Origin of the sequence: Streptomyces sp. SP17BM10 (genome assembly GCF_036322405.1) — a bacterium.
GTDB lineage: Bacteria > Actinomycetota > Actinomycetes > Streptomycetales > Streptomycetaceae > Kitasatospora.
Window position 1 is genome coordinate 113,282 of record NZ_JAQYXB010000675.1, and the last position, 21,304, is coordinate 134,585.

23 protein-coding genes are annotated in these 21,304 nt (G+C 73.7%); 9 read left to right on the forward strand and 14 right to left on the reverse strand.

The features are described 5' to 3' along the window. Window positions 1-64: 64 nt before the first annotated feature. The 3 genes from PUR71_RS36260 to PUR71_RS36270 all read right to left on the reverse strand — a co-directional run bounded on the left by PUR71_RS36260 (window position 65) and on the right by PUR71_RS36270 (window position 2,148). On the reverse strand, window positions 65-775 hold the full coding sequence (locus tag PUR71_RS36260) for a hypothetical protein (RefSeq protein WP_329931500.1): 711 nt from the start codon (window positions 773-775) through the stop codon (window positions 65-67). Continuing rightward, the gene (locus PUR71_RS36265) at window positions 772-1,362 is read right to left on the reverse strand and encodes an RNA polymerase sigma factor (RefSeq protein WP_329931501.1); all 591 of its coding nucleotides are present in this window, start codon (window positions 1,360-1,362) and stop codon (window positions 772-774) included. Before PUR71_RS36265 ends, PUR71_RS36260 begins: the two co-directional genes overlap by 4 nt. Before the next feature lie 303 nt (window positions 1,363-1,665). Next, on the reverse strand, window positions 1,666-2,148 hold the full coding sequence (locus PUR71_RS36270; RefSeq protein ID WP_329931502.1) for a MarR family winged helix-turn-helix transcriptional regulator: 483 nt from the start codon (window positions 2,146-2,148) through the stop codon (window positions 1,666-1,668). Window positions 2,149-2,272: 124 nt separating this feature from the next. Here PUR71_RS36270 and PUR71_RS36275 point away from each other — a divergent pair, with 124 nt between their 5' ends. Further along, on the forward strand, window positions 2,273-2,683 hold the full coding sequence (locus PUR71_RS36275) for an organic hydroperoxide resistance protein (RefSeq protein WP_329931503.1): 411 nt from the start codon (window positions 2,273-2,275) through the stop codon (window positions 2,681-2,683). An 87-nt stretch (window positions 2,684-2,770) separates the two neighbouring features. Here PUR71_RS36275 and PUR71_RS36280 read toward each other — a convergent pair whose 3' ends face one another. Further along, complete coding sequence (locus PUR71_RS36280) at window positions 2,771-3,106, reverse strand: SHOCT domain-containing protein (RefSeq protein ID WP_329931504.1); 336 nt, start codon at window positions 3,104-3,106, stop codon at window positions 2,771-2,773. A 151-nt stretch (window positions 3,107-3,257) separates the two neighbouring features. On the opposite strand from PUR71_RS36280, the gene PUR71_RS36285 reads away from it, so the two are divergent. Next, window positions 3,258-3,635, forward strand: coding sequence for a hypothetical protein (locus PUR71_RS36285; protein ID WP_329931505.1), 378 nt, complete (start codon window positions 3,258-3,260; stop codon window positions 3,633-3,635). A gap of 21 nt (window positions 3,636-3,656) precedes the next feature. On the opposite strand, the gene PUR71_RS36290 is transcribed toward PUR71_RS36285, so the two are convergent. Both PUR71_RS36290 and PUR71_RS36295 read right to left on the reverse strand, forming a co-directional pair. Beyond that, window positions 3,657-4,307: a beta-glucanase gene (locus tag PUR71_RS36290; protein WP_329931506.1), complete on the reverse strand. Its 651-nt coding sequence runs from the start codon at window positions 4,305-4,307 to the stop codon at window positions 3,657-3,659. Between the two features lie 165 nt (window positions 4,308-4,472). Further along, a complete protein-coding gene (locus PUR71_RS36295; RefSeq protein WP_329931507.1) occupies window positions 4,473-5,105 on the reverse strand; it encodes a CBS domain-containing protein in 633 nt (210 codons plus the stop codon). A 305-nt stretch (window positions 5,106-5,410) separates the two neighbouring features. On the opposite strand from PUR71_RS36295, the gene PUR71_RS36300 reads away from it, so the two are divergent. Both PUR71_RS36300 and PUR71_RS41415 read left to right on the forward strand, forming a co-directional pair. Then, on the forward strand, window positions 5,411-7,261 hold the full coding sequence (locus PUR71_RS36300; RefSeq protein ID WP_329931508.1) for a hypothetical protein: 1,851 nt from the start codon (window positions 5,411-5,413) through the stop codon (window positions 7,259-7,261). Between the two features lie 104 nt (window positions 7,262-7,365). Further along, the gene (locus tag PUR71_RS41415) at window positions 7,366-7,581 is read left to right on the forward strand and encodes a hypothetical protein (protein WP_443077702.1); all 216 of its coding nucleotides are present in this window, start codon (window positions 7,366-7,368) and stop codon (window positions 7,579-7,581) included. Here the strand turns inward: PUR71_RS41415 and PUR71_RS36310 are convergent. After that, complete coding sequence (locus tag PUR71_RS36310; protein WP_329931509.1) at window positions 7,539-7,889, reverse strand: hypothetical protein; 351 nt, start codon at window positions 7,887-7,889, stop codon at window positions 7,539-7,541. The genes PUR71_RS41415 and PUR71_RS36310 overlap by 43 nt on opposite strands. Window positions 7,890-8,194: 305 nt before the next feature. Here PUR71_RS36310 and PUR71_RS36315 point away from each other — a divergent pair, with 305 nt between their 5' ends. Further along, the gene (locus PUR71_RS36315) at window positions 8,195-8,464 is read left to right on the forward strand and encodes a GlsB/YeaQ/YmgE family stress response membrane protein (protein ID WP_329931510.1); all 270 of its coding nucleotides are present in this window, start codon (window positions 8,195-8,197) and stop codon (window positions 8,462-8,464) included. A 44-nt stretch (window positions 8,465-8,508) separates the two neighbouring features. Here the strand turns inward: PUR71_RS36315 and PUR71_RS36320 are convergent, their stop codons facing one another. Next, the gene (locus PUR71_RS36320; protein ID WP_329931511.1) at window positions 8,509-10,413 is read right to left on the reverse strand and encodes an amino acid transporter; all 1,905 of its coding nucleotides are present in this window, start codon (window positions 10,411-10,413) and stop codon (window positions 8,509-8,511) included. A 457-nt stretch (window positions 10,414-10,870) separates the two neighbouring features. Between PUR71_RS36320 and PUR71_RS36325 the strand changes: the two genes are divergently transcribed. From PUR71_RS36325 to PUR71_RS36335, 3 genes are all read left to right on the forward strand, one after another. Further along, window positions 10,871-12,415, forward strand: coding sequence for a N,N-dimethylformamidase beta subunit family domain-containing protein (locus PUR71_RS36325; RefSeq protein ID WP_329931512.1), 1,545 nt, complete (start codon window positions 10,871-10,873; stop codon window positions 12,413-12,415). A 125-nt stretch (window positions 12,416-12,540) separates the two neighbouring features. Further along, window positions 12,541-13,278 carry a polyprenol monophosphomannose synthase gene (locus PUR71_RS36330; protein WP_329931513.1) on the forward strand — a complete coding sequence of 246 codons (738 nt, stop codon included), beginning with the start codon at window positions 12,541-12,543 and terminating at the stop codon, window positions 13,276-13,278. 90 nt (window positions 13,279-13,368) lie between these two features. Beyond that, window positions 13,369-14,604 carry an FUSC family protein gene (locus PUR71_RS36335; protein WP_329931514.1) on the forward strand — a complete coding sequence of 412 codons (1,236 nt, stop codon included), beginning with the start codon at window positions 13,369-13,371 and terminating at the stop codon, window positions 14,602-14,604. Between the two features lie 7 nt (window positions 14,605-14,611). On the opposite strand, the gene PUR71_RS36340 is transcribed toward PUR71_RS36335, so the two are convergent. The 4 genes from PUR71_RS36340 to PUR71_RS36355 all read right to left on the reverse strand — a co-directional run bounded on the left by PUR71_RS36340 (window position 14,612) and on the right by PUR71_RS36355 (window position 19,057). Then, a complete protein-coding gene (locus PUR71_RS36340; RefSeq protein WP_329931515.1) occupies window positions 14,612-15,061 on the reverse strand; it encodes an SRPBCC domain-containing protein in 450 nt (149 codons plus the stop codon). A 6-nt stretch (window positions 15,062-15,067) separates the two neighbouring features. Then, a complete protein-coding gene (locus PUR71_RS36345) occupies window positions 15,068-15,541 on the reverse strand; it encodes a VOC family protein (protein ID WP_329931516.1) in 474 nt (157 codons plus the stop codon). Between the two features lie 85 nt (window positions 15,542-15,626). Beyond that, window positions 15,627-17,609: a phosphocholine-specific phospholipase C gene (locus tag PUR71_RS36350; RefSeq protein ID WP_329931517.1), complete on the reverse strand. Its 1,983-nt coding sequence runs from the start codon at window positions 17,607-17,609 to the stop codon at window positions 15,627-15,629. 14 nt (window positions 17,610-17,623) lie between these two features. After that, entirely contained in the window at window positions 17,624-19,057 is a 1,434-nt protein-coding gene (locus tag PUR71_RS36355) for an endonuclease/exonuclease/phosphatase family protein (RefSeq protein ID WP_329931518.1), read from the reverse strand. 443 nt (window positions 19,058-19,500) lie between these two features. Between PUR71_RS36355 and PUR71_RS36360 the strand changes: the two genes are divergently transcribed. Further along, complete coding sequence (locus tag PUR71_RS36360; RefSeq protein ID WP_329931519.1) at window positions 19,501-20,337, forward strand: DUF4328 domain-containing protein; 837 nt, start codon at window positions 19,501-19,503, stop codon at window positions 20,335-20,337. 219 nt (window positions 20,338-20,556) lie between these two features. Here the strand turns inward: PUR71_RS36360 and PUR71_RS36365 are convergent, their stop codons facing one another. Both PUR71_RS36365 and PUR71_RS36370 read right to left on the reverse strand, forming a co-directional pair. Further along, window positions 20,557-20,823, reverse strand: coding sequence for a metal-sensitive transcriptional regulator (locus PUR71_RS36365; protein WP_329931520.1), 267 nt, complete (start codon window positions 20,821-20,823; stop codon window positions 20,557-20,559). Between the two features lie 91 nt (window positions 20,824-20,914). After that, complete coding sequence (locus PUR71_RS36370) at window positions 20,915-21,274, reverse strand: PRC-barrel domain-containing protein (RefSeq protein WP_329931521.1); 360 nt, start codon at window positions 21,272-21,274, stop codon at window positions 20,915-20,917. Between the last annotated feature and the right edge of the window lie 30 nt (window positions 21,275-21,304).

A 21,304-nucleotide genomic window follows, 5' to 3' on the forward strand; every position in this document is an offset into this window, starting at 1 on the left:
CCACCGGCTGCCCGCGGCGAGCGGCCCCCGTCCCCCCACCACGTGGGGACGGGGGCCGTTGCCGTCAGCGGATCCGTGCCGGCCCCCTCCCCCTCACCGCCCGCACGCCCAGCCGGCCGCCGTCCGCCCCGGGGCTCGCCGCGGCCGGTATCTCCCGGAGCGTCAGGACGATCTCGCCGTCGAAACGTTCCGCCAGCAGCCGCACCAGCTCCGCCGCGCCGTCCGGGCGCACGTCGGGGGCGAGGGCGGGCAGCCGGCCCGGGGCGCTGAGGTCCTGCGCCTGGACGGCCCAGCGCGCCGCGTCGCCGTCCTCGCCCTCGGCCGCGTAGTGCACCGCCAGGCAGTGGACGGCGAGTTGGTCGCCGTACTGCGCGGCGATCCGCCACCAGAAGACGGCGTCGGCGGTGCGGTCCATGCCGTAGAGCAGGCAGCCGAGGGTCCGGAGCGCCGCCTTCTCGGCGAGCTCCAGGTCCAGCGCGAGTTCGCACGGTTCGACCGTGCCCGCCACACCCCAGCACAAGTGCCGCAGGTCGCGCCGGAGTTCGGCCCGCCCCGCGCCGTCCCGGCGGGCCGCCCCGGTGCGGCGCCCGCCGGCCGGGCGGACGGTGCGGTCCCGGCCCGCGCCCGCCGACCGCTCGGCCGCCGGGCGCCCGCCCGCCGGCCCGTCCGCCGCGAGCCGGTGGGCGAGGCGCCGCGTGAAGTCCGCCGGGTCGTGGTCGCGGAACTCCTCATCCAGCCCGGCGGAGTCCGCCCGCAGCAGGTCACCGAGGTTCATTCGGCCGCCCGCCCCTCGCCCGATTCTCCGCCGCTCGCGTGCTCCAGCAGGTACTCCAGGTGCCGCCGCCCGAGGCTGTAGTAGGTGCGGGCGGTGGTGTGCGCGATGCCGAGCGCGCGGCCGATGTCCGGGTACGAGAGGCCCGCCTGACGCAGGCGGACGACGTCGGCCTGGACCGGGGCGCTGCGCGCGAGTTCCTCCATCGCCCAGTCCAGGGCGTCGAGTTCGGCGAGTTCCTCCAGGTCGTCCTGGCTGGTGTCGGGGCGCCGCTGGGCGATCACCCGCAGCCGCTTGCGCTCGGCGCGGTGGCGCTCGCGCAGGACGTCCACGATCGCGTCCTTGAGGATCTTGAACGCGAAGGCCTGCGGATCGGCGCTGGCCAGGGCCCTGCGCCAGTTCTGGTACAGCGCGGCGCCGGCGTTCTGGACGGCGTCCTGCGCGTCCTCGCGGTGGCGCAGCCGCTGCTGCGCGTACCGGAGGTAGCCGGGGTTCTCGCGGGTGAAGAAGGCCTCGAAGTCGGCCGGCAGGCCGTCGAGCGGATCCGTCCGCACGTCGTGCTCCTCGCCCGGCCCGGGGGTGGTCGGCACGCGCTTCCCCTTTTCGGTGAGTCGGTTGGCCGGCCCACCGGTTGGCACGCCGACGGCCCCACGGGGGGCTCGTGGTGTAACCGTCCCGGAGCAGCGGGTTGTTGACCGGATGCGGCAGGCAAATAGTCGACCGCTTCCGTTCACTTCCGGACACCCGCGCTGACCTGCCGGTTCCGGCCCATCCGCCTACAGGGCCGACGCGACAGTGACGCAGATCACACTCAAGGGTTCCGGCGACTTGACCCGGGGCGCACCGGCCCACTCATCCCACTCATTCGACTCCGCCGACTCGACCCGGTCGCCCTACTCGACCGGCTCGACGGCCGCCGAGTCGAGCGCCGCCGTCACCTGGTCCAGCAGGACGCGCAGCGCGGCGAGGTCCTCGACGGGCATCCCGGTCGCGGTGAGCAGCCGGCGCGGCACCCGCCCGGCGCGCTCGCGCAGCGCGGCGCCGTCCGCGGTGAGCGCGACGGTCACCGACCGCTCGTCCTCCGGGCTGCGCTCGCGGCGCACCAGGCCGGCCGCCTCCAGCCGCTTGAGCAGCGGCGACAGCGTGCCGGAGTCCAGCCGCAGGCGCTCGCCGATCCGCTTGACCGGCAGTTCGCCGTCCTCCCACAGCACGAGCATGACGAGGTACTGCGGGTAGGTGAGCCCGAGGTCCTTGAGCAGCACCCGGTAGACGCCGCCGAAGGCGCGGGAGGCCGCGTTCAGCGAGAAGCAGATCTGCTGGTCGAGGCGGAGCAGTCGCTCGTCCGACGCGGCGGGGTGTCCGGGAGGCGTGGTCATGCCCTTATGGTACCGATCAGGTTCCCGCGATTTAGTTGTGCGCAATTGAATTGCGTGCTCTACTTGTCATCGGCGGGACACCGCAGCAGGAACCAGCAGCAGGATCAGCAGAAGGGACCGCACCATGGACGCGCTCTACACCGCAGCCGCCACCGCGAACGGCCGTGAGGGCCGCGCCGTCAGCTCCGACGGGCAGCTGGACCTCACCCTGGCGATGCCGCCCGCGCTCGGCGGCAGCGGGCAGGGCACCAACCCGGAGCAGCTGTTCGCCGCCGGCTACGCGGCCTGCTTCGCCAGCGCCCTGGGCCTGGTCGGCCGGCAGGCCCGGGTCGACACCAGCGAGGTCTCGGTGACCGCCGAGGTCTCCATCGGCAAGGACGACGCCGGCTTCGGCCTCTCCGTCGTGCTGCGCGTCGAGCTGCCCGAGTCGCTCGCGGGCGAGAACGGCGAACTGCTGGTCAAGCAGGCGCACGAGGTCTGCCCGTACTCCCGCGCCACCCGCGGCAACATCCCGGTCGAGCTCGTCGTCGAGTAAGTCGGGCACGTCGGGCAGCCGCCCGACGCGAACCCCGGGGCCCGCCGCACTCCCCCGATGCGGCGGGCCCCGGCGGTGTTCCCCGGCTCACCCGCCGGGCGCCGCGCCCGGCCCCGGCCCCGACCCCGGCCCGTTCGCGGACCGCAGCGTGTCCAGTCTCAGCCGGTACTCGTCCGCGTCGATCTCCCCGCGCGCGAACCGCTCCGCGAGCAGCTGCTCCGGAGTCGGCCCCGCCATCCCCGTCCGCGGCGGTCCGCCGGTGGCCGCCCCCTGCGGCAGCGGCCGGTGCGAGCGCGAGACGTACCGGGACAGGGCGACGGCGGCGAGCACCAGCAGCGCCAGGACCAGCAGCATCACGAGCACCATCAGGCCGATGCCCCAGCCGCTCAGCCCGTGGTGCACGTACCCGTGCCAGTGCCTCATCGGGACCTCCTCCTCCGGCCCGGCCGGGCCTGTCGAGGGACTGTCGCCAGTACCACCATCGTGCGCCCGCGGACCCCGGAAGTGCGCTGAGGAAAGTGTGAGAAAACGCTCCGGCGCCACCGCCGCTCCGGACCGGGGTAGCGTTCGGCCCATGGACCACCACGCACCGGACGGCGAGCGCTCCGCCGAGCGACTCGTGGCCGCGGGCGTGCTCCGCCGCCACGCGGACGGCCGCCCGCACGCCGCGCTCGGCCACTCACCGGTCTCGTACGTCGCCGCCGCGCTGTGGGCCGAGCTCACCGCGCTCGCCATCGCCCCGGCGGCCGCCGAGGCCACCGCCCGCGCCCTGCTGGACACGATCGCCGCCGACGCCGTGGACGCCGCCCTGGCGCCGGGCAACGAGAGCGCCCCGCGGGACGACCTCTACGTGACGCACCCCGCGCACATCGGCCCGCACCGCCGGGTCGTCTGGTTCCAGCGCTCCGGCCCGCGCGGTCCGATCATCGCCATGTTCCCGCCCGAACACTGACCGTCCCGGACACCGCAGGGCTCATCTCTCCACGGTCAGGCTGTGGCACACCCAGCTCAGCCGGTCCGGCCCGCCGGCCGACGGCCGGTCGTGGTACACCCCGTCCGCGACCGACAGGTTGACGATCAGGTAGGCGTGCCAGCCCGTCCCGACCCCGTGCAGGTCCGCGTACACGAGCTCGTCCCCGACGTACCAGTCCACCGAGTGCGCGCCGAGCACCACGCGCAGCCCGAAGGTCGCTCCCGGGCCGATTCCGCTGCCCCCGCCGTGCCAGTACCGGAACCCGCCGCGGACGTGGTTGGAGAGCTCCAGGAGGTCCGGGTGGTCCGGGTGGTACTCGAAGACGTCCACCTCGTTGCCGCCGTCGCGCCAGGTCCAGATCGCCGGCCACGCGCCGACGTCCACCGGCAGCGTGATGAGCGCCGACAGCTCGTCCCCGGTGCGCACCTGGAAGCCCTCGGGGCTGCCCTCGGTGGTCAGCAGGCTGCACGTCCACAGCCCGCCCGCGTGCCGGCGGGTGGCGGTGAACACGCCGCCCGGGCAGTATGCGCGGCTGAGGTAGTCGAGTTTGTGGTCGCTGCGGTTCGTCGGCCCCATCCGGGGATACGCGCTGCTGCGCCCGGCGATCCACTGCCTGGTCGAAGTGAAGTCCGCGTCGAACACGACTGCCACGGCCGCCTCCCCGGTGCTCCGCCGACCCGGCAGTCCTGCCCGCCGGGCACACAGAGTGAGTTCCCCGATACGCTCCGCAGTATGCGGTGGTGAACCGGGCTATCCGGGCCCTTCCCACGGGCACCGTCAACTCCAGCTTTCCCAGCTGGAGTTGACGGCGAACCCTCAACCCACGGTGGCGGTCGCGCCCCCGGAGTCGAGCCGGTCGGTCACCGACACCACACCGTCCACCGAGCGGCACAGGTTCAGCACGATCGGCACGAGGTGCGGCTCGGGCACGGTGCCGCTGAGCACCACCCGGCCCTGGTCCACCTCCACGCCGATCTCGGCCGGGCTGACGCCGTCGATCCGCCCGAGCACCTCCTCGACGATCTCGCGCCGGATCACCCGGTCCTCGCGCAGGAACACCCGCAGGAGGTCCCCGCGGCTCACCATCCCGATCACCCGGCCGTCGTCGTCCAGCACCGGCAGGCGCTTCAACCCGTGCCGGCTCATCAGCCGGGCCGCCGCGACGACGCTGGTGCCGGGCGTGGTGCAGACCGGCTGCGTCGTCATCAGGTCCGCCGCCGTCACGGCGCCGGCCGGACCCGCCTGCGCCGACTCCGCCGGGCCGGGCAGCAGGCTGCCCGTGTCCTCCTGGGCGGCGAGGGTGCGCAGCAGGTCCGCCTCCGAGACGACGCCCAGCGGCCGGCCTTCGGCGTCGATCACCGGCACGCCGGTGATGTCGTAGTCGGTCAGCAGCGCGACGATCTCCCGGAAGCCGGTCTCGGGCGCGACCTGGACCACCGGGGTGGTCATGACTGATTCGACGGTGGCATGCCGCAACGCCGGTTCACCTCGTCCAACGGTTCCTACCGGACGGTTCCTTCCGCCGGTACCCGCAGCATGACCCCCGACGGCGGCGATCGCCAGGGGCCAAGGGGCTGAACGGGTGGGACCTACGACCCCCCGCCGCGAACGCGGTGCCGACGGCGGCGCAGCCGGGTCTGCCCCTGCGCGGCGGGCCGCGCGCACCCACCCGCCGCCCTGAACGGCGCAACCATCACACGATCGACTCGTTGGACCGTCCAGCACGACACGACGACGACTCCGGGGAGGGCCCGTTGGCAGGACCGACAGACGCCGCCCAGCCGTCCCGGCACCCGGTGGCCCGAGCCGAGGCCGCGCTGGTGCGCCACTACCGGCGGCTGGCCCGGCTCGCCTACCTGGCCCTGCCCGCCGACCGGGACCGGCACAGCCGGGTCCTCGCCGCGCACGCCGCCGTCCAGCGCGCACTGCCGTCCCGCTGGACCCGCCGCGCCGACCCGACGGACAGCGTCGACGACGACCCCGTCTACGACGAGCTCCGCCACCGCGTCCTGCTCGCCGCCCTCCGCCCGCACCCCGCGCACCGGCTGCTGACACCCCGCGCGTGGGGATTGCGGTTGTTCACCCCGCACGGTGACGAGGAGGACGCGGAACTGGACCGCGCGCTCGCCAGGCTCGACGCGCCGGCGCGGGTGGCATTCGCCCTGCGCGCGGTCGAGGGGCTCGCGCCGGAGCGCGTGGCGGAGGTCCTGCGCCGGGCCGGAGTCGAGCGCCCCGCTGACGCGATCGGGTCCGTCGCCGGCCTGCGCGCGGACCCGGACCTGCCCGCCTTCGACCCGTGCGCCGTCCGCGTCCAGCCCACCGACCTGCTGCGCCGACGCCGCACCGTCACCGCCGCGCTCGCCGTGGCCGCCCTCGGCCTCACCACCACCGCGGCCGTCTTCGGCGGCGGCTCAGGCGCCACCCCGCCGAGCCGCCCGCTGATCGCCGCGCCCGCCGGCTCGGTCGCCGACCCGGCCAAGCTCGTCCGCGTCCCGGCCGACCAGTGGCAGCACACCGCCCGGCTCGACTTCACCGCCTGGCCCGCACGCGGAGACCGCCGCGACGACGCCGCCCTGCTCGGCCGCGCCCTCGCCGCCTGGACCCACCCCGACGCCCGCACCCGCGTCGAACCCGGCGCGGACGCCACCCCGCCCGTCACCACGCCGAGCCTGCTGTTCGCGGGCACGGTCGACGGCACCGCCGTCGTCGTCCTGTACGACGGCCCGCACCTCGCCCGCTACACCGACGGCTCCGGCGGCGGCCTGGACGTGGCCCGCGCCGACGACTCCGACGTGACGACGGCGGGCGCCGTCGTGCTGCGCCGCCAGGGCACCTCCGCCCGGTACCTCCTGGCCCCCTGGGTGGACACGGCCGAGACCCGCCGGATCGACCAACCCGACACCCCCGCACGCGCGTTGGAGCACCCGGACGGCGTCACCGCGGCCGCCCCGACCGGCACCCTCGCCGACTGCCAGGGCGCCACCGTACTCCAGCTGCGCTCCTCCCCCGTGGTCGCCGAGAAGCACGCCTTCCTCCTCGCCGACGTCGGCGGCCTCGTGCCCGCCCACCTCACCTACTCCCCGCCGCCCACCCAGGCCGTCCCCGCCCGCGCACCGCGCGAGGCCACCGGCCCGGACGCGCTGGTGGCCTGGGCGCACGGCGGGTGTGCCGTCCCGGACGGCACACCCGGCGTCAAGGAGCTCGAACTCTGGGTGTTCGCCGTCCAGGCCCTCCCGCAGAACGCGGGCACCGCGGCCTGGATGTGCCTGCGCGCCGACCGCTGGAACGGCGAGGGCAGCGCCGCCACCGCCGTGCTGCTCCCCTCCGCCCGCGGTCCCCAGCGCACCGGCGGCGGCAGGGGCCGGGCGTGCAGCCACTTCGACCAGGACACCGTCGGCTCCACGTGGTGGCGCTCCCCGCAGGGCACCGGGTTCCTCCTCGCCGCCGGCAGCCGCCGCGTCACCCGCCTCACCGCCAAGGGCCCCGACTGGACCGCCGACCGCCCCACCCCCGACCACACCCTCGCCGTCGAACGCCCGGCCCCCGCGACCACCCAGGTCGAAGCCGTCCTGGACAACGGCGCCCACATCACGCCCCCGCACTGACCGTCTCTCCACCGGCCGTCTCTCCACCGGCAGCCCTCACCGCCGGACCGCCCGGCCGAAATCCGTTCGAACCGGCCGGGGAGTCGTCACTACGATGCCGCCCCATGGCGATGTTCGTGCACCTGACCTCGACCGGGGACGCACCCCGGATCAGCCGCGCCGGCATCCGGGCGGACAGTCGCGGCCAGGGCGGCGCGCGCGGCGTGTACTGCTTCCCAGTCCTGCGCCGCCGCGGCCCCGTGGACTGCGTGGCCCACCTGGCCACCCACCCCGTGGGTCAGTACCCCTCCCGCACCTCGAACGTCCCGTCGCTCCAGTAGACGGACGGGTCGTCGGCCTCGCTCGGCCAGTCGCTCTGGAGGTGGCGGCGGCCGTGACCGAGCGCGCCGACCCGGTGCGGGGTCAGCCGGCCCTCCATCAGGTCGGCGGCCTCGGCATCCGTGACCGGCAGCACGGTGCGGTACTGCGCGTCCCTCGACGCGACCCAGTCGACGTACTCGGTGAAGACGCTCACGAAGGCCTGCGAGCAGAGCCCGCAGCGCTGCACGGAGACGATGAAGTGCGAATCGTCCTGGATCATCTTCTCGAGCCGGACCCCGTCGTGACTCCGGTGGTGATCCTGCGCCACCTGCGCGTCCTCGGCACAGCACGCCCCGCACCCGAACGTCGCGAACTCCGTCATGCCGTCCCCCGCCGAACGCCGAACCCGTTGGGGGCACATCGTACTCAGGGCGCCCCCGGGCCGCCGAGGGCCGCCCGCCGGAGCTGGGGGTGGACACCGCGCGGATGCACGTCTTCGACCCGGAGACGGGCGCCGCACTCACCTCCGCTGCCCCTGACCAGCGGCGCGGCCCGCCGAGGTGCCCCTCCGGCCGAATCGGGCGATCATGGGACGGACTCCGACGGGGCGCCCCGCCCGAAAGGTGGACTGCGATGTTCCAGCTCCTGTGGATTCTGCTCATCGGCCTCGTCCTGGGCGTGCTGGCCAAGCTCATCCTGCGCGGGCCACAGTCGATCCCGTGGTGGCTGACGATGCTGCTCGGTGCCGCCGGCGCCTGGCTCGGCAACGCCGTCTCCGGCTGGGTCGGCGTGCGCCACACATCGGGCATCGACTGGATCCGGCACATCCTCCAACTGGCTTTCGCGGTGGCCCTGGTCGCCATCGTCGCACCGGCCTGGTCCAGGTCCCGGCCCAACCGCTAGTGCCGTGACGCCAAGCACCCTGCGCCGGTCGGACGGGCTGCCTGTCAGCCGACGTGCACGGACGGGCGACGACTGCGGTCGGGCTCGGCTTCCCGCAGCACCTCGCGGGTGACCGGCGCGATCTCGCCCTGCCCGAACAGGAAGAAGCGCAGGAACTGGGTGAAGGGGTTGCCCTCGGTCCACTCGAAGTAGATGTGCGGCTGCTGCCCGGTCAGGTCCCGGACCCGGAGCAGCAGCGCCGCCAACGCGTTCGGCACGCTGGAGCTCTCCAGCGCCAGCACCCGGTAGCGCTCGTGCAGCACCTCGCCGTGGACGGTCAGTTGGGCCTCGAAGTCGGACGGGTCGAGCACCGTGACCTCGACGAAGACGAGGTCGTCCTCGACCGGGATGTCGTTGTCGCTCCGGATCTGGTGCATCTTGTCGCGGTACTCGGCGAGGTCGCGGCTGTTCGGCTCGTTGGCGATCAGCCGAAGCGGCCGGTGGGTGTAGTCCCGGACGAACCGCTCCGCCGTCTGGTCCAGGACCACGGCGGTGACCCGCAGTTCGAAGGAGCGCTTGAGCCTGGACAGGAGGGAGACCAGCACGATGCCACCGATGAAGCAGGCGCCGATCTTGACGCCGTCCGGCCGCTCGGCGATGTTGACGGCCGTCGTGTAGAGGAACACCGCGGAGATCACCGCGAACCCGGCCAGCCAGCGCGATTGGCCGGCCTTGTGCGCGGCGATGGTGACGGCGATCGCGGCCGAGCTGATGAGCACGAGCACACCGGTGGCGTACGCACCGCCCTGGGCGTCCACGTTGGCGTCGAAGATCCAGGTGATCAGGAACCCGATCAGGGTCAGCACGATCACCATCGGCCGTACCGCCCGCGCCCAGGCCGGCACCATGCCGTAGCGGGGGAGGTAGCGCGGCAGCAGGTTGAGCATGCCCGCCATCGCCGAGGCGCCCGCGAACCAGAGGATCGCGATGGTGGACAGGTCGTAGACAGTGCCGAAGGCGGAGCCGAGGTTCTGGTGAGCGAGGTAGGCGAGGGCGCGTCCGTTGGCCGGTCCTCCGGTCTTGAAGTCGTCCTTCGGAATGAGCAGCGTCGTGATGAGGCTCGTGGTGATGAGGAAGACGCTCATGATCACGGCGGCGGTGGTGAGCAGGTGGCGCGTGCCGCGGATCCGGCCGGTCGGCTTCTCCTCGGTGTCGGCCGGGTCGCCCTCGATGTGGGGCATCACGGCGACCCCGGTCTCGAAGCCCGAGAGACCGAGCGCGAGCTTCGGGAAGACGATGAGGGCCACGCCGATCATCGCGAAGGCGTTGCCGTGCTCGGCGGTGAGCGCGTCGGTCCAGGCGGCGAACAGGTGCGGGGCCTTGAGGACGTGCCAGAGGCCGTTGACCACCACGACCACGTTGAGCGCGAGGTACACGACCACGAGGACGACCGCCACGCCGATCGCCTCGCCGAAGCCCTTCAGGAAGACGGCGCCGAGCAGCGCGATCAGGATCAGCGTGATCACCACCTGCCGGCCACCGAGGGCGCCAGCCACGTGCGGGTTCTCCACCAGGTGCGCACTCGCGTCGGCGGCGGACAGGGTGATGGTGATCATGAAGTCGGTGACGGCGAAACCGAGCAGGGTGAGCACGAAGAGCTTGCCCTGCCAGAACGACAGCAGCCGTTCCAGCATCGCGATCGAGCCCTCGCCGTGCGGGCTCTCCTGGGCCACCCGCCGGTAGACCGGCAGCGCGCCCAGCAGGGTCACGATCACCAGCACGATCGTGGCGATCGGCGACAGCAGTCCGGCCGCGAGGGCGGCGATGCCCGGCTGGTAGCCGAGCGTGGAGAAGTAGTCGACGCCGGTCAGGCACATGACGCGCCACCAGTGGGCGGCCTTGTGTCCGGCGGGGGCCTGCACGTGCGGCCCGGGGTGCTGCTTGGCCATGTCCGCCAGGCCTTCCAGCATCCAGGCCCGGAACCTCGTGCCGCGTGTCGGAGGCGCCACCCCCGGGTCGGCCGAACCCGACGAAACCACGTACACCCCTGTCCATGACTCGTGTCGATGTGTCGATGACGCGGCCGGGCCGCCACGGCCACGGACCCCCTGGCCGCCGGGCGGACGGCCCGGTCAGGCTAAGGGACCGGACCACCGCCGCCGCGGAGCCGCGCGCTCGGACGCGCCGGGGAGCCCCTGGACGGCCCTCTCCGGTGGCGAGCGGACGCGGGATGTGCGGCGAGGGCGCGCGGACAGGCCGCACGCCCGGCGCGGCGGTTGCGAGAGCACGACCGGAAAGAGTGAGGATGTGCGCGCGCCTTGACGCACGGGCGCGCGGGTAGAGAACACGAAGACGGGCGACCGGGAGGCCGATGTGGCGGACGAGCGGGCGGAACCGAGCCGGCGGGGAATCCTCGGACTGGGCCTGATGGCCGCGGCCCTCACCTCCTGCGCCACCCGCCACCCCGATGAACCCGGGGGCCCGGCGCCCTCCCCCGACCGCGGCGGCGCGACCCCGCACCGGGCCGGCCTGAAGGACGACCACAGGACCGACCACCAGGACGCCCCCAAACCCGAACAGTCACTGCCCGGCAACGCCGACTGGGAGATCACCGATCCCGGCCCGGCCGGCGCCATCGAGGGCTTCGCCGACCGCGTCAGCGTCCTGCCCGGCGAACCCGTCGGCCTGCACGTCTCCACACCGGCCGCCGCGTTCACCGTCTCCGCCTACCGGATCGGCTGGTACGGCGGCGCCCGCGCCCGCCTGGTGTGGCGCCGCGAACACGTGCTGGGTGCCAAGCAGCCCGCGCCGCACGTGGACGGCACGACGCGCACCGTCCTCACCGGCTGGCAGCGCACCCTCGCGGTCGACACCGCCGGCTGGCCCGAGGGCGCGTACCTGCTGCGTCTGGACGCCGAGGACGGCTCCGGCCGGCGCTACGTCCCGCTCACCGTCCGCTCGGCCGACACCGCCGGGAAGACGGTCGTGATGAGCGCCCCGGCGACGTGGCAGGCCTACAACGAGTGGGGCGGCTACAGCCTCTACAACGGCCCGACCGGCGGCCTGGCCACCCGCTCGCTGAAGGTCGTCTTCGACCGCCCGTACGACTACGACCACGGCGCCGGGCTGTTCCTGGTCTACGAGGCGCCCCTGGTCTTCTTCGCCGAGCAGCTCGGCATCCCGCTCGCGTACACGACCGGGATCGACGTCGCCCGCGAGCCGGCGCTACTGCGCGGCGCCACCGCCGTCCTGTCACTCGGCCACGACGAGTACTGGTCCCCCGAGCAGCGCGCCAACGTCGTCGCGGCCCGGGACGCCGGCACCAACGTGGCGATCCTGGGCGCGAATTGCTGCTTCCGCCGGGTCCGCTTCGAGCCCACCGACCTCGGGCCGGACCGCACGGTGGTCTGCTACAAGGACGCCTGGGCGAGCGACCCCGGTCACAAGGCGGGCGCGCCGGCCACCACCGACTTCCGCACCGGCCCCGGCGCCGATCCGGAGAGCTCGATGCTCGGCGTCATCTACGACGGTTACCCCGTGGACGCCCCCTACGTCGTCGGCACGCCCGACCACTGGGCGTTCGAGGGCACCGGCGTCGCCGCGGGTGCGTCCTTCCCCCACCTCGTCGGCGTCGAGTACGACACGGTGGACACCGCCTTCCCCGTCCCGCGCCCGATCGAGGTCATCGCCCACTCCCCCGTCGTGTGCGAGGGGCGCCGCTCGCACGCCGACACCGCGTACTACACCGTCCCGAGCGGCGCCGGGGTGTTCGCCACCGGGACGATGCGCTGGGTGGAGACGCTCGACGCGCACGGCCCCGGCGGCACCGGCGCCGTCCACGGCATCGACGGCAAGGCGGGCGACCTGGTGCGCAAGGTCACCGAGAACGTCCTGCGCGCCTTCGCCGCCGGCCCGGCCGGCCGCGTCCACCCCGCCCGCGACAACCTCGCGGCCGTCTACGGTGCGCCGTAGGACCTCGGGCGGTGACGCAGCCGCCCGCGGGCCCGGCTACACTCGCACGGTCCAATCAGCGGATCACGCACACCCGTGAGGCGGGGCACGGGGTCCGGCCGGAGAGCGCGGGTAGGGAACAGAGCATGGTCGAGGCCTCCCCCAAGGTCGTTGTCGTCGTCCCCACGTACAACGAGCGGGAGAACCTTCCGGTCCTGGCGGGCCTGCTGGCGCAGCTGCCGGTGCCGAACCTGCACCTGCTGGTGGTCGACGACAACTCCCCGGACGGCACCGGCGAGCTGGCCGACAAGCTGGCGGCCGGCGCGGACGGGCGGATCGGCGTCCTGCACCGCACCGAGAAGGACGGCCTCGGACGCGCCTACCTCGCGGGCATGGCCCGCGCCCTCGACGAAGGCGCCGACGTCGTCGTGCAGATGGACGCCGACCTGTCGCACCCGGCCTCCGCCATACCCGAGATGGTCCGGACCCTCCTCACCGGCGACACCGCCGTGGTGCTCGGCTCCCGCTACGTGCCCGGCGGCTCGACCGCCTCGGAGTGGCCGTGGCACCGCAAGGCCCTCTCCGCCTGGGCCAACTTCTACGTCAACACCATCCTCGGCCTCGGCGTGCGCGACGCCACCGCCGGCTTCAAGGCCTGGCGGGCGACCACGCTGCGGGCCATCGACCTGCCGACCGTCCAGAGCAACGGCTACTCGTTCCAGGTCGAGATGAACTACCGCGTCGTCAAGCGCGGCATGACGATCCGCGAAGTCCCGATCCGCTTCGAGGAGCGCGTCGAGGGCGCGTCCAAGATGAGCATCGGCGTCCAGGTGGAGTCCGCCCTCGCCCCCTGGAAGCTGCGCCTGGACCGCCGCGACTCCTGACGCGCCCCACTCTGATCCGGGAGCGGGCAACCGGGTGCCGTCCGGCGCGATGTGCGGTGTGAACACCTGCTGCGGGGAAAGAAGGGCCTCATGGTCATCTTCCCGGAGTCCTTCACGGCCGCCGTCCGCCGGGGCGCCCGAGAACCGTTCGTCGTCCAGACCGTCCGGGCGACCGTGGCGGCCACCCTGTCCTTCGCGGTGGCGACGCAGCTGAGCAGCGAGCCGGCTCCGCTCACGGCGCCGCTCACCGCGCTCCTGGTGGTGCAGGTCACCGTCTACTCGACGCTCAAGACCAGCATCCGCCGGGTCAACTCGGTGGTCGTCGGCGTGCTGATCGCGATCGGCTTCAGCGCCGTCGTGGGGCTCTCCTGGTGGAGCCTCGGGCTGATCATCCTGGCCTCGCTGACGATCGGCCGGTTCGTGCGGGTCGAGGAGTTCGTCCAGGAGGTCGCGATCAGCGCGATGCTGATCCTCGGCGTCACCAAGCTCGCCTCCCAGGCCTGGGACCGCGTCCTGGAGACCCTGATCGGCGCCGCCGTCGGACTCCTGTTCAACCTGCTGTTCGCCCCGCCCGTCTGGGTCGACACCGCGGGCGCCTCGATCGAGGACCTCGCCCGGCGCGCCCGGCACCTGCTCCTGGACATCTCCGAGGAGCTGGGCCGCCCCACCCCGGTTGCCGTCGTCGCCGAACGCCTCCACGAGGCCCGCCGCCTGGACCAGGCGATCGCCCAGGTCGACGCCGCCCTGCGCCAGGCCGAGGACAGCCTGCGCTTCAACCCCCGGATCAGCGAGGGCCTCCTGTCCCGCCTGGTGCTGCGCACCGGCCTGGACACGCTGGAGATCTGCGTGGTGGTCATCCGGGTCCTGGCCCGCTCGCTGACCGACCTGGCCAAGCGCCGCGACCCCGGCGAGCACCTGTTCGAACCGGACGTCGCCGTGGCCCTGGAGGAGCTGCTGGCCCACATCGGCGGCGCGATGGTCAGCTTCGCCGTCCTCGTCACCACCCAGGTGAGCCGCAACGCCGAGGAGGCCGAGCAGCGCCTCGCCGCCGAGCTCGCGGCCGCCTGGACCTGCCGCGAGAACCTCGCCCAGCTCCTCCTGCGCCTGGTCCAGGAGCGCCCCGAGGACTGGCAGCTGCACGGCGCGCTCCTGGCCGAGGTGGACCGCATCCTCGACGAGATGGACCTGGAACACCGCGGCCGGCGCCTGATGGAGGAGCTGGACCGCGCCTCGGTGGCCAACCGGGCCCGTTTCTCCCGCTACGCCGGCCTGCGGCGGTGGCTCCGCGGCGAGCGCCCCCGCGCGGCGGCCGGCGCCGGGCGCTGAGGAGTGCCTACGGCATGAGCCACGGCTGCTGCGGCAGCGGGTGGCCGGTCTCGAGATGGGTCTTCAGATTGGAGAGGACGGCCGACCAGCCGGCGGCCGCCCGCTCCGCCTCGGGCTCGTCGGCCAGGTCCTCGTGGGTGACGGTGAGGCGGGTGAGGTCCTGCCAGCCCTCGATCGCGAAGGTGACCCGGGACGGGCCGGCCGGGTGCGGCGACCCGGGGGCGTACCAGGTGGTGACCAGGAGGTGGGGGCGGGTGGCCGCTTCGACGGTGCCGGTCACGTCGGCGGTGCCGGGGTCGTCCGTGCGCCGGTGCTCCCAGGGGGCGCCGGGGAGCCAGGTGGAGACGTTGCGGTGGCCCCAGTAGAGGGCGGCCTCGTCGGCGTTGGTGAGGGCGTGCCAGACCCGCTCGGGGGTGGCGTGCAGGTAGACGGTGGTGCGGACGGCGGGCGGGGTCATGGCGCCTCAGCCCTCGGCCGCGGCGAGCAGCGGCTGGATCTCGATCTTCCCCATGGACATCATCGCCGCCATCACCCGGCCGGCCTTGGCGCGGTCGGGGTCGGCGATCAGGTCCAGCAGGACGCGCGGGGTGATCTGCCAGGAGAAGCCGTAGCGGTCCTTGAGCCAGCCGCAGGGGCCCTCCTGGCCGCCGTCGGCGGTGAGCTTCGCCCAGAGCTCGTCGACCTCCTGCTGGTCGTCGCACTCCACCTGGAGCGAGACGGCTTCGGTGAAGGGGAACTGGGGGCCGCCGTTGAGCGCCACGTAGGGCCGGCCGTCGAGTTCGAACTCGACGGTCATGACGGAGCCGGCGGGCGCCGGGCCGCCGTCGGGGTAGTGGGTGACGTCGGTGACGCGGGAGTCGCGGAAGAGCGACGTGTAGAAGGCGGCGGCCTCTTCGGCCTGGGTGTCGAACCAGAGGAAGGTGGTGATCTTCTGCATGCCGCCGACGCTAGCGGCGGGCCTGAGCGGTCCGGCCGAGCCACGGCCGGGGGTCACCGGTTCGGCGCCCCCGGCCGAGCGGCCGTCAGTGCACCCAGCCCGCGTACCGGCGCACGAAGCGCCGGCCGGTGTGGGCGGTGACGACGACGTCGTAGCGGCCCTGCTTGTCCAGCGGCCAGGCGATGTCGGCCTGCTTGCCGGGCTTGACCCACACCGTCTGCGCGGTGCCCGCGAAGTCGTTGGGCGCGGCGGTGAAGGCGACGTCGGTCAGGCCGTCGTTGGCCACCTGGAGGGTGAGCTTGACGTCGCCGCGCAGGTCGGCGGTGACGATCGGCACGCCGACGTCGTTCTGGCCGCCCTGCCCGTCGCGGACGACGGTGCCGGCGAAGCGGCGCACGAATCCGTCCGGGCCGTGGACGGTGAAGTCGTAACGGCCGTTGGTGGCCGCGGCGTCCCACACGTAGGTGGCGGTGGCGCCGGGGGCGACGGTGAACGGGGTGCCGGCGAACGGGAACACGATGTTCGGGTAGACGGTGTAGGGGAAGGCCACCGAGCCGTCGTTGCTCATCGTGCAGGTGACCTTGCCGCTCCTGCGGTCCACCTCGGCGTCGGCCCACGGCTGGTACGGCAGCGGGCGGTGCGGGCGGTCGCCGCGCTCCGGGACGGGCATCGACTGCGCGCCGACGGCCGGCAGCGCGACGCCGGGCAGCTGGGCGCCCGCGTCCGCCTTGGCCATCAGGGCGTTGGTGTCGGGCAGCTTCGGGATCGAGAAGTCCGGTGCGGCGAAGTCGAAGCAGCTCGTGAGGTCGCCGCAGACGGCCCGGCGCCAGGCCGAGATGTTCGGCTCGGCGACCCCGGTGACGACCTCCATGAAGCGCAGCACCGAGGTGTGGTCGAAGACCTGGGAGTTGACCCAGCCGCCGCGCGACCACGGGGAGGCGACCCACAGCGGCACGCGGTTGCCGAGGCCGATCGCCCGGCCCTGGGTGAACTCCTCGGGCGTGCCGGCCTCGGGGGTGGGCGGGACCATGTGGTCGAAGTAGCCGTCGTTCTCGTCGTACATGACGAGGAAGACGGTGTGCTGCCACACCTTCGGGTTGGACATCAGCGACTGCAGCGCCATGTCCACCCAGTGCGCGCCGTAGGCCGGGCCGGCCGCCGGGTGCTCGGAGAAGAGGTAGGGCGCGACCAGCCAGGAGATGGTCGGGAGGGTGCCGTCCGTGCAGTGCCGGTCGAAGTCCGTCGGGTCGAACTTCGTCATCGCGTTGACGTAACGCGGGTCGTCCTTCGGGAAGTCGTGGAACTGCTTGAAGTAGGACAGCGCGTTGTCGTCGTAGTCGCCGGTGCGGTCGTCCTTGCTGGGGTTGTGGTAGACGCGCCAGCTGACGCCCGCCTGTTCCAGGCGCTCGGCGTAGGTGGTCCAGTCGGCGACGGGGTTGTCGGTGACCGGCGTGTTGTCGATCCAGGGGCCGGTGGTGCCGTCGCGGCCGGGGCCGGCGGTGCCGGTCCACAGGTAGAGGCGGTTGGGGTCGGTCGGCCCGGCGAGGGAGGTGAAGTAGGCGTCGCAGAGGGTGAACGCGTCGGCGAGGGCGTACTGGTAGGGGATGTCGTCCCGGGTGAAGTAGCCCATGGTGCGCTCGCCCTTGGCGGCGATCCACTTGTTCATCGCGCCGTTGTTGATCGCCTGGTGGCCGGTGGCCCAGTCGTGGGCGAGGCCGCCGGCGTTCTGCGCGTTGTACTTGGAGGTGTCCATCCGGTACGGCAGCATCACGCCGCCGTCGCTGCGGCGGGCGTCGGGCTGGCGGAACACGTCGGTGCCGTCCGGGAACTGGAGCGCCTGCTTGTCGCCGTAGCCGCGGACGCCGTTGAGCGTGCCGAAGTAGTGGTCGAAGCTGCGGTTCTCCTGCATGAGGACGACGACGTGCCTGACGTCCTTGACGGTGCCGGTGAGCGCCTCGGCCTCGGCCGCCGGGGCGGCGGCGGCGGGGGTCGTCGCGAGGCCGGTCAGCGCGACGGCGCCGGCGGCCGCGGTGGCGCCGACGAAGGTGCGACGGGAAAGTTCGGACATGGCGGACCGGCCTCTCAGAGCTGGAAGGTGGCGACGGCGGCGGCGGTGTCGGACGGCCACTCGTTGGCGGCGGTGTTCGGCTCGGGCCGCGGCCAGTCGGCCACGAGGGTGTGCGCCTCGACGAGCTTGAGCGCGCCCGCGTACTGCACGTAGTCGACGCGGTCCTGCGGCTCGGGCTTGGCACCGCGCTGCTTGCGGGTGGGCGACCACGTCACGGCCGGGACCTTGACCGGGTCGGGGCTCTCCTCGCGCAGGGTGTCGGTCAGCCCGGCGGCCTGGAACTCCTTGCTGACGGGCCAGTCGACCGCTCCGACTCCGCCGTGCGCGGCGGCGGTGGCAGCCGTCCAGTCCAGGTGGGAGGGCGAGGAGAGAGCGCCGGCGAGCACCACCGGGGTGCGCTTGGCGATGTCGGCCCGGACGGCCGCCGCCAGCGCCCTGGCCTGCTTCAGCCGGGCGGAGGCGTTCTCGGCGGCCTCGGCCTGCACGGCGGTGCGGCCGTCCTGGACGCCGTACGGCCCGTAGTCGGCCTCGTCGAGGTGCGCGGCCCAGAAGCGGACGGTCCGTCCGCCCGGCAACCGCACCGTCGCCGCGGCGGCGGGCAGGTCCGCGGTCACTGGGGTGATGTCGGCCAGCGGGTGGCGGCTGAGGATGCCGACGCTGCCGGGGCTCTGGTAGGCGTACCAGCCGAGGGCGGTGGCGAGGGTCTGCGCCTGGGTGCCGGCCGTCTCCTGGAGCGCCACGACGTCGAGGCCCTGGGCGAGCACCACGCGCAGCTGCTTCTCCAGCGCGTCGGTGTAGCCGCTGCCGGCGTCGTGCAGGTTCCAGCTCGCGGTCTTCAGGCGCAGCGGCGCGGCCGGGTCGGCGACCGGGACCAGCACGGTGACCGTGTCGGTGGCGCCGGCGCTGTCCTTGACGCCGACGACGACGATCTCGGGGTTCTGGCCGGCCTTCGGGGCGGTGCCGGTGAGCGTGCCGTCGGCACCGACCGAGGCCCAGGCCGCGCCGCCGGCCTTGCGGAACGTCGCGGTGCCCGCCGGGTTGCCGGCCGGGCGCGACCACAGGCCGCCGAGCTTGACGGACACCGCGCTGCCGGGGGCGACGGGGGCGGTGGTCAGCGAGTCGACGGCGGCGTGCGGGCGCACGACGGCCGGCCTGGGGCGGAAGCCGAACGGCTCGGTCCGGGCGAGGACGCCGTAACCGTCCTTGGCCAGGAGGTAGGCGGTGTACGGGCCGCCGGTGAGCGCCGAGGTGTCGAGCTGGAGGTCGCCGGAGCCGCCCGGGGTGTACTTCCACAGCAGGGAGGAGCCGGTGCCGGGCTTGCGGTTGCCGTCGTAGATGCCGACCCAGTTCTTGGCGTCGGGGGCGTCGGTGGTCCAGTGGAAGGTGAGCCGGTCGCCTTCCGTCGGGTCGGCGGGTGCGGTGAGGGTCAGGGCGCTGCCTGCGGCCACGGTTGTCCTGTCCGCCGCCGGGGAGGCCGGGCCCGCCGGGGGCGCCGGAGATCGTCGGGATCACCGGGACCGGCGGGGCCGGCTCCGCGCGCGGCTGGTCACGGAGGCTGAGGAGGGGGGCCACAGTTGGCTGTACAACTGCGGGCGTCCTCATTCACCCGAAGGTCAGCGACCGGAACGTGAACGACGCGTGACGCACCATCGGGCGGTTCGGGAACTCCGGGACTTGCGGGTGTTCGAGCGAGCTTCGGCGGATCTGCCCGGATTTCCCCGATACCGCCCCTGACCTGCGGCGATCCCTGCGCCTTTCCGCTGGCGAAGCACCCCGGGAGCCCACTAGGCTCGGCGCGCCCGTCCCGCTCGGGGCGACGGCCCGACCGACCGGAGCGCGGCGTGCGCGCCCGGCGGCCCCCAGGAGTGGACCAATTCTGATGATGTGTGCGGTGTGCGGGGCTCGCCCTGCCGCGATCCCGAACCGGCGCTGCCTGAGCTGCGGCGAGGCCGACCCGGCCTGGCCCAGGGCCTACCGCTCGCCCGTCGTGGCGGCGATCCTCACCCACGTGGCACTGGCCTTCAACATCCTGCTGGCCGTCCTGGCCATCGGTGCCGACATCACCGCCCTGGTCTTCTACTCCCTCGCGCACGAACCGGGTTCGGACATCGAGCTCACCGACTTCGACACCCTGGAGGGCGTGGCCAAGGGGCTGGAGGGGGCCACCTTCCCGCTCCTCGCCCTGGGCGCGGCCGCGTTCATCACCTGGTTCCACCTCGTGCGGCGCAACGCCGGCCTCTTCCTGCCGCTCGGCCACCGGCGCGGCACGGGCTGGACGATCGGCGCCTGGATCACGCCGATCGTCCAACTCTGGTTCCCGCAGCAGCTCATGGCCGACAGCTGGGACGCGAGTGCGCCGGTGGGCCCGGACGGCCGGCGCCGGCCGGTCGGACGGGGCCTGGTCTCGGCCTGGTGGGCGGCGTGGCTCTGCTCGCTGCTCCTCACCCGCATCGCCACCGACCTGGGCTCGTGGCCGGGCGGCCCGGTCGACCCGCGGGCCACGCTCGGGGCCGACATCGGCGCGGGGACGGTCCGCATCGCGGCGGCCGTGCTGCTGATCCTCGTGGTGCGGCGGCTGACGGCGATGCAGGAGGAGCGACGGGCGATGGTGAACCCGCACGCGGCCGCGGCCGACGCCTCGGAGTCGGCGTTCGGGATCGGGCCGGTGGAGGAGGTCGTGGCTCCCGCGGACGGCGCGAGGCCGGCGGACGTCGGCGGCGGCCACTGAGGCGGGCGGACGGCGGCGGCCCGGCGGGGGATCGACTCCCCTGCCGGGCCGCCGCTTTGACGTCAGGGCCGCAGGGCCGGGGCGGTCACGATCGCCTTCAGGTGGTCCACGTCGAGCGCGGGGTGGCCGGGCCGGCAGGTGTAGGCGTGCTCGCCGTTCCACTCCGAGATCCGCACTGGACGCCCGGGCCGGGGCTCAGGCCACGACTCAGGCCACGACTCAGGCCAGGGCGAGGAACAGCTTCTCCAGCTCCGCCTCGGTCATCGGCGCGCCGTCCTCGTCGGCCGCCGCCATGCACTGGCGCATGCCGCTGGCGACGATCTTGAAACCGGCCCGGTCGAGGGCCCGGGACACCGCGGCCAGCTGGGTCACGACGTCCTTGCAGTCGCGGCCCGCCTCGATCATCGCGATCACACCGGCCAGCTGGCCCTGCGCGCGACGCAGCCGGTTCAGGACCGCGCCCACCGCCTCCTCGTCCACCTGCATGTCCGGGCCACCTTTCACGTCGGCTGTCGACTGACCAGTGTACCCGGTGGGGTATCCGCACCGGGGCCGCGGCCCCGGCCGGCCACCGCCCTCAGCGCCTCGCCAGGCGCCGCTCCCCGCCCGCCCCGGTCGCGTACGGGAGTTCGTAGTGGGCGAAGACGGCCGGCTCGTCCGCAGCGGGCAGGACGTCGTCCGTGCCGATCGCGGGCGCCTGCTTGACCACGCTCTTCGGGAACGCGACCCGGACGTAGCCCGGCCCGACCACGGCCCCGTCCAGCGGGACGAAGACCAGCCGGCGCCCGCCTATCATGCCGACCGTCACGGTCGCGAAGAACGGCTCGTCGGTGGAGGTCTCCACGTACACGGACTCCAGCGAGCCGATCTTGCCGCCCTTCTCGTCCACGACCGCCTGGCCGCGCCACTCCCGGATGTCCGCCATGCCGATCGCCATGACCCGTCCGCCTTCCCGTCCACGACCTGG

Excerpts from the sequence above, each read along its gene's own strand:
- PUR71_RS36260 (WP_329931500.1), bottom strand. The coding sequence starts at position 775 with ATGAACCTCGGTGACCTGCTGCGGGCGGACTCCGCCGGGCTGGATGAG.
- PUR71_RS36270 (WP_329931502.1), bottom strand. The coding sequence starts at position 2,148 with ATGACCACGCCTCCCGGACACCCCGCCGCGTCGGACGAGCGACTGCTC.
- PUR71_RS36275 (WP_329931503.1), top strand. The coding sequence starts at position 2,273 with ATGGACGCGCTCTACACCGCAGCCGCCACCGCGAACGGCCGTGAGGGC.
- PUR71_RS36280 (WP_329931504.1), bottom strand. The coding sequence starts at position 3,106 with ATGAGGCACTGGCACGGGTACGTGCACCACGGGCTGAGCGGCTGGGGC.
- PUR71_RS36285 (WP_329931505.1), top strand. The coding sequence starts at position 3,258 with ATGGACCACCACGCACCGGACGGCGAGCGCTCCGCCGAGCGACTCGTG.
- PUR71_RS36295 (WP_329931507.1), bottom strand. The coding sequence starts at position 5,105 with ATGACCACCCCGGTGGTCCAGGTCGCGCCCGAGACCGGCTTCCGGGAG.
- PUR71_RS41415 (WP_443077702.1), top strand. The coding sequence starts at position 7,366 with ATGGCGATGTTCGTGCACCTGACCTCGACCGGGGACGCACCCCGGATC.
- PUR71_RS36315 (WP_329931510.1), top strand. The coding sequence starts at position 8,195 with ATGTTCCAGCTCCTGTGGATTCTGCTCATCGGCCTCGTCCTGGGCGTG.
- PUR71_RS36320 (WP_329931511.1), bottom strand. The coding sequence starts at position 10,413 with ATGCTGGAAGGCCTGGCGGACATGGCCAAGCAGCACCCCGGGCCGCAC.
- PUR71_RS36325 (WP_329931512.1), top strand. The coding sequence starts at position 10,871 with ATGGCCGCGGCCCTCACCTCCTGCGCCACCCGCCACCCCGATGAACCC.
- PUR71_RS36330 (WP_329931513.1), top strand. The coding sequence starts at position 12,541 with ATGGTCGAGGCCTCCCCCAAGGTCGTTGTCGTCGTCCCCACGTACAAC.
- PUR71_RS36335 (WP_329931514.1), top strand. The coding sequence starts at position 13,369 with ATGGTCATCTTCCCGGAGTCCTTCACGGCCGCCGTCCGCCGGGGCGCC.
- PUR71_RS36340 (WP_329931515.1), bottom strand. The coding sequence starts at position 15,061 with ATGACCCCGCCCGCCGTCCGCACCACCGTCTACCTGCACGCCACCCCC.
- PUR71_RS36345 (WP_329931516.1), bottom strand. The coding sequence starts at position 15,541 with ATGCAGAAGATCACCACCTTCCTCTGGTTCGACACCCAGGCCGAAGAG.
- PUR71_RS36350 (WP_329931517.1), bottom strand. The coding sequence starts at position 17,609 with ATGTCCGAACTTTCCCGTCGCACCTTCGTCGGCGCCACCGCGGCCGCC.
- PUR71_RS36365 (WP_329931520.1), bottom strand. The coding sequence starts at position 20,823 with ATGCAGGTGGACGAGGAGGCGGTGGGCGCGGTCCTGAACCGGCTGCGT.
- PUR71_RS36370 (WP_329931521.1), bottom strand. The coding sequence starts at position 21,274 with ATGGCGATCGGCATGGCGGACATCCGGGAGTGGCGCGGCCAGGCGGTC.